This window comes from Methylobacterium sp. 22177 (genome assembly GCF_052045615.1).
Lineage (GTDB): Bacteria > Pseudomonadota > Alphaproteobacteria > Rhizobiales > Beijerinckiaceae > Methylobacterium > Methylobacterium radiotolerans.
In genome coordinates this window covers 1-5,592 of sequence record NZ_JBQEPK010000098.1, presented here as the reverse complement: position 1 = coordinate 5,592, position 5,592 = coordinate 1, and the positions used below count along the sequence as shown (strand labels likewise).

At 70.3% G+C, this 5,592-nt stretch carries 5 protein-coding genes; 3 read left to right on the top strand and 2 right to left on the bottom strand.

Annotated features, from left to right (window positions below; genetic code table 11):
* The 3 genes from ACTJK8_RS32055 to ACTJK8_RS32045 all read left to right on the top strand — a co-directional run.
* Positions 1 to 279 (top strand): outer membrane protein (locus ACTJK8_RS32055; RefSeq protein WP_440763180.1); only part of this gene is annotated, 279 nt, incomplete at its 5' end.
* A 1,489-nt stretch (positions 280 to 1,768) separates the two neighbouring features.
* Entirely contained in the window at positions 1,769 to 3,550 is a 1,782-nt protein-coding gene (locus tag ACTJK8_RS32050; protein ID WP_029361359.1) for a putative bifunctional diguanylate cyclase/phosphodiesterase, read from the top strand.
* A gap of 602 nt (positions 3,551 to 4,152) precedes the next feature.
* Positions 4,153 to 4,425: a hypothetical protein gene (locus ACTJK8_RS32045; RefSeq protein ID WP_158682011.1), complete on the top strand. Its 273-nt coding sequence runs from the start codon at positions 4,153 to 4,155 to the stop codon at positions 4,423 to 4,425.
* A 22-nt stretch (positions 4,426 to 4,447) separates the two neighbouring features.
* Here the strand turns inward: ACTJK8_RS32045 and ACTJK8_RS32040 are convergent, their stop codons facing one another.
* Both ACTJK8_RS32040 and ACTJK8_RS32035 read right to left on the bottom strand, forming a co-directional pair.
* Positions 4,448 to 4,711, bottom strand: coding sequence for a hypothetical protein (locus ACTJK8_RS32040; RefSeq protein WP_012320238.1), 264 nt, complete (start codon positions 4,709 to 4,711; stop codon positions 4,448 to 4,450).
* 1 nt (position 4,712) lies between these two features.
* On the bottom strand, positions 4,713 to 5,592 hold an 880-nt coding region (locus tag ACTJK8_RS32035), incomplete at its 5' end, for a methyl-accepting chemotaxis protein (RefSeq protein WP_440762264.1).

The following is a 5,592-nucleotide window of genomic DNA, read 5'->3' as shown; positions in this document are numbered from 1 at the left end:
CGCTTCCGCGACAGCTTCCGCACCGGCTGGGCCGCCGGCGGCGGCGTCGAGTACGCCCTGCCCACCGACTCGTTCCTGAACTTCTTCCGCTCCTCGGCCGTCACGCTGAAGGTCGAAGGCCTGTACGTGAACCTCGACCGCCAGAAGAACACTGCCAGCGGCGTCTTCATCCCGAACCTGCTGCCGCCGCGCGGCGTCGCCTACCTCAACGGCGCCGCCGCCGGGACCGAGTTCGCCGTCGTCCGCGCCGGCCTGAACTACAAGTTCGGCTCGTACTGAGCCGAACCCGCGCCTCGAGGGTTGGCATCGGCCCGCGCGGCGGCTCGGCATGGGACTGGTCCTCTGCATGCCGGTCGCCGCGCGGCGGCGATGCCCTTCGTTCGATCCTTGCATCCCCAGCCCGATCAAACTGGCGCGAGGTCGACAGAGCCCCGGGAGCCGACCGCTCCCGGGGCTTTCGTTCGAAGGGCCCTCCGCGGTCCGGGACGCGCATCGGGACCGGGTCACGCGGGGTTGCCGTCCTCGCGCACCTGCGCACCGTCGCGCCGCGCGGGCCGTGTCGATCCTGGGACGGCCGTCCGCGCCACGGGCATGGGCCGCGCTCGACCCCGGTGTCCGACCGCGTGTCGCTGTTCGACGCGGAGAATGCGGACCGACGTCGGCGAGATTTCGGACGACATGGAGAAGCGGCCGGGGCGTCGCCCCGGCCGCCGGGTCGATCGTCGGAATCGGCGTGACGCTGTTACCGCAGGAGCAGGAAGATGCCCTGCTGGGCGGATCTGGCCAGCGACAGGGCCAACATGCTCACCGACTGGCGGGTCGACAGCGCCTGCGAGTTCGCCGAAACCTGGCTCAACTCGGCGTCTGTCGGGTGATTTGATGAACCCGTTCCTCGTGCCTGCGCGATCTCAGGCCTAAAATTCGATGTCACTGATGTGTCCGAATGGCCGTGAAAGGTTGTGGCAAAGTAAATAGGCCGTGAGAACGGTTTTACCCAGAACCCGCCGAAGATGTCTACTGCTGGTTGATTTGATGCTGGCCCTGGGATGCCGGGCCCCGAGGGAGGTCGGAGGATACCGGACCAGTCCGGGGTCAGGGACCGTCCGTCCAGGGTCCGGGCCGCACGATCTGGCGCCCGACACCGCGAGACGGGCGACTGACCCTCATCAAAGTCGAGCCCCGCGAGAGAAAGCCGATCCTTAGGGGTCGTCCTGTCCCCAGCTTCTGCGCGGAAGCAATGCTGCCATGCAGGGACGGGGCCGCAGGCAACCTCACGGCCCTCCGCCGATCCATGAGCGGCCAAAGCCGGATGATCGGCGACGAGAAGTGCGTCGAGGTCCCCTATCGGCAGATCGAGAATTTCGCATGACGGTAGTGGTCTCGGGCGAAAATTCTACTCCTAATGTAAATTTCCGTCGATATTTGTTAAAATGCTTCGCTCTCAAAATAGTGGCGCGCTTGCAATTCGGAACGTGATGTACTTACGTAGAGGATGTATCGACAGCGGTCTCTTGTTCCTGCATCCGACATGTTCCTTCTGCACGGCTCTAATTCGGGATCACGCGCGTGACGGGTTTGTCCCAGCCCACCGGGTCCGGTCCGCGATCACGGGCCGCCCGCCATCCGCCGATCGCACCGACGATCCCGGCGCTCGAGGCGGTCACACGCCAGACCTGCGCGGCGGCCTCCCGGACGATCGCTTAGCGCGCCCGACCGATCGCGCCGCCCCGCGCGGCTCGGCGCCCCTTTCCCACTCGAGGACATCATCGTGCCGCATACCAGTCTCCGGCGCAGCGAGACTTCGGACAGTTCGCAGTGCGTTCCGGTTCTGCGGCCGAGAGCCGAGGGCATCGACCGGCTCGCGGCGCTGAACGCGGCCCTCTCGGAGCAGATCCGCCTGTTCGAGGGCGCGCTGCAGAACATGAACCAGGGCCTGTGCATGTTCGACGCGCAGTCCCGCCTCGTCGTGTCGAACAAGCGCTACCGCGATATCTTCAACATCCCGCAGGACATGGTCCTCACGGGCATGGCCCAGCACGCGATCTGCTCAGCTCTGGTCGCGCGCGGCCTCTACTCGCCGGAGGTCACCGTCGCGGAGATCGAGCGCAGCACCCGCGCCGCCCTTCAGGCCGCCGAGCCCGCGCCGATCACGCGCGAACTCTGCGACGGGCGCACGCTGGCGATCAATCACCGGGTCATGGACGGCGGCGGCTGGGTCTCGACATTCGAGGACATCACCGAGCAGCGGCGGAGTGCGGAGCGCATCGCCCACCTGGCCCATCACGACGCCCTGACCGACCTCGCCAACACGCGGGCGATGCGCCAGGGCTACCGAGATCTGATCGCGGCGCAGAACGACGAGCGACCGCTGCTCGCCATGTATTACATCGACCTCGACCGGTTCAAATTCGTCAACGACACCTACGGACATGCCGCCGGCGACGAGCTCCTGCAGGAGGTCGCCGCGCGGCTGCGGAGGAACACGCGGCGGGGTGACGTCGTGGCCCGCCTCGGCGGCGACGAGTTCGCGCTGGTCCACAGGGTCGTCGACGCGGCCGCCGCGACGTCGACCGCCCAGCGCCTCGTCAACGTCCTGTCGGAGCCGTTCGATCTCGCGAGCGGGCGCGTCCATACCGGCGCCAGCATCGGCCTCGCGATCCGCGCGGTGCAGGACCTGGACATGGACCCGTTGCTGCACGACGCCGATCTCGCCCTGCGGCACTCGAAGACCGAGGGGCGCGGCGTCTTCAGCGTCTTCGAGGCCAGCATGTCCGAGGCCTTCGAGGCGCGCCGCCAGATCGAGGCCGACCTCCAGGCCGCCCTGGCGGCGGATCAGTTCGAGCTGCACTATCAGACCCTCGTCGATGCCCGCGACGGGCATGTCGCCTGCGTCGAGGCGCTGGTGCGCTGGCGCCATCCCACGCGCGGCCTGGTCCCGCCGCTGTCCTTCATCCCCCTGGCCGAGGAGACCGGTCTCATCCTGCCGCTCGGCCGCTGGGTCCTGGAGCGCGCCTGCCGGGATGCCCTGGCGTGGCCCGAGAGCGTCGACGTCGCCGTCAACGTCTCCAGCGTCCAGATGCGTCAGAAGGGGTTCGGCGCGGAAGTGCTCGCCGTGCTGGCGGAGACCGGTCTGGCCGCGGCGCGGCTGGAGGTCGAGATCACCGAGACGTCGCTGCTGGAGGAGAGCGAGGCGACGCGGGAGAATCTCGCCACGCTCCACGGCGCCGGCATCCGGATCGCCATGGACGATTTCGGCACCGGGTACTCGTCCCTGAGCTATCTGCGCCGGTTCCCGATCGACAAGATCAAGATCGATCGCTCGTTCATGAGCGAGGCCGAGACGAGCGCCGACGCGCGCGCCATCATCCGGGCGGTGGCGGGGCTGGGGGTCAGCCTCGGCATCACGACGGTGGTCGAGGGCGTCGAGACGGCGCAGCAGCTGGAACTCGCGCGGGCCGAGGGTGTCGGGCAGGTTCAGGGCTATCTCCTGGGACGTCCGCAGCCGCAGGCGTCGCTGTCGCGCGCGGGCCTGCCGACGCATCGATGGTGATCCGATCGGCCATCCGCGGGGCCTCGGACCCGCGTCTCCGTAACGCCACCGGGCCGGAGACGGGTCATCGAGCGGGCGCGCCGGAGCCGCGCCGCTCAGGTCGAAGGCGGTCATCACGGGACGGAAGGTCTCCACGAAGGCGGGATCCAGGTTGCCGGACATCGGTCGCAGGAGGCCGCAGGCCACTTCATCCGACATCGACGGTCGGTAGGGCCGCCGCGCGGTCAGCAGCCCCGGCTTGTTGAGGATCGACAGCGGGATCTTCGTCTTCCCGACATCGTGCGGCCGCGCGGCCTCGGTCAGGCGGTAGGCGTCGAGATCGCCGAAGCCCAGCTCGATCGCGAAGGCGGCCGCGAGGCCCGTCACCCGCAGGCAGTGCCGATGGATGGCCTCATCGAGGCCGGGCGTCACCGTCCGGCCGGAGAAGAAGGTCTCGACGGGAACGGCCGGGCCACCTCCGTCAGCCCGGCCGCGGCGGCGGAGCCGCCCTGATCCCGGAGGCGATCGATCCTGTCCTGCACGATTCTCACCGCCGACGCGGCCGGGAGGGTCTCGCTCGTACCCAGCAGCCGCGCCAGGGCCTCGGTCGGCGCGGCGTTGCCGTGGATCAGGAGCGGCGACGGCGCGCCCGTGTCGCGGGCCGGCGCCAGTATCCGTCGCAGGCGCACGATCGCGTGCGACGTGAGTTGCGCCACGTCGCCGACGACGAGGTCGGCTCCGGCCGCCGGCGCGGCCTCGTCATAGAGGTCGTGGGTGCTTCACGGCCGGGCCGGATCGACGTCGCGCGCCAGACGCTCGGTGCGGGACAGGTCGTCGGAGACGAACAGCAGCCCGCCCAAGCCGGCTTCCCTGAGTCGGGGTGCGCGACGCCGTGACCGATTGGGGTCGCGGTCGCGATCAGGAGCCGAGCAGGTGCCGGAGGGCTGCGCCCGTTCCCGGATCCCGCAGCGTGAGGTCGTCCAGCGACTGATCCATCCCGCCGATGGCCTGCTCGAACACGTGGCTGAGTTCGGGCAGCCGCTCTCCGCAGCCCTGGATGTGCGGAGCGCGAGCCGAGATCCTCGCCGCGCGCGTGCGCGGCGACGAGATCCGCGCGCAGCCGGCGGACTGGTCCGAGCCGCGGGGCCGGACCGGGAGGACGCGGATCTCCGCCGCGATCACCTCAGGCGGCGCGGACGGTGGCGAGGAAGCGTGCGACTTCGGCGCGGAGATGCTCGGATTGCCGCGACAGCTCCGAGGCCGCCGACAGGACCTGACCGGCCGCGGCCCCCGTCTCCTCCGAGGCCTGCGCCACGCCCGCGATGTTGCCCGTCACCTCGCCGGCGCCGGTCGAGGCCTGCGCCACGTTGCGCACGATCTCCTGGGTCGCCGCACCCTGCTGCTCCACCGCCGCCGCGATCGACGTCGCCACGCCGTCGATCTCCCGGATCCGCCCCGTGATCCCGCCGATCGCCGTCACCGCCTGCGCGGTCACCCCCTGAACCTCGCCGATCTGGCGCGCGATCTCCTCGGTCGCCTTGGCGGTCTGCTCGGCCAGCGCCTTCACCTCGGAGGCCACCACCGCGAAGCCCCGCCCCGCCGCGCCGGCGCGCGCCGCCTCGATCGTGGCGTTGAGCGCCAAGAGGTTGGTCTGCCCGGCGATGCCCGAGATCATCCCGACCATGTCGCCGATCCGCGCCGCGTTCTGGCTGAGCGCCTGGACGAGGTGCGCAGTCTGGTCGGCCTCGCCCACCGCGGCCTGGGCGAGATGGGCCGAGCCCTGCACCTGCCGGCCGATCTCCTGCACCGACGAGCCGAGCTCCTCGGCCGCGGCCGCGACCGTGTTGACGTTGGTGGCGGCCTCTTCCGCTGCGGCGGCCACGGTGGTCGATTGCGCGGCGGTCTCCTGGGCGGTGGCGGTCATCTGCTGGGCTGTGGCCTGGAGCTCGGTGGCCGAGGACGAGACCAGGCCGACGATGCCGCCGACGGCGCGCTCGAAGCCGTCGGCGAGCTCGATCATGGTGCGCTTCCGCTCGGCGGCGGCGGCCGCGTCGGCCAGGCGC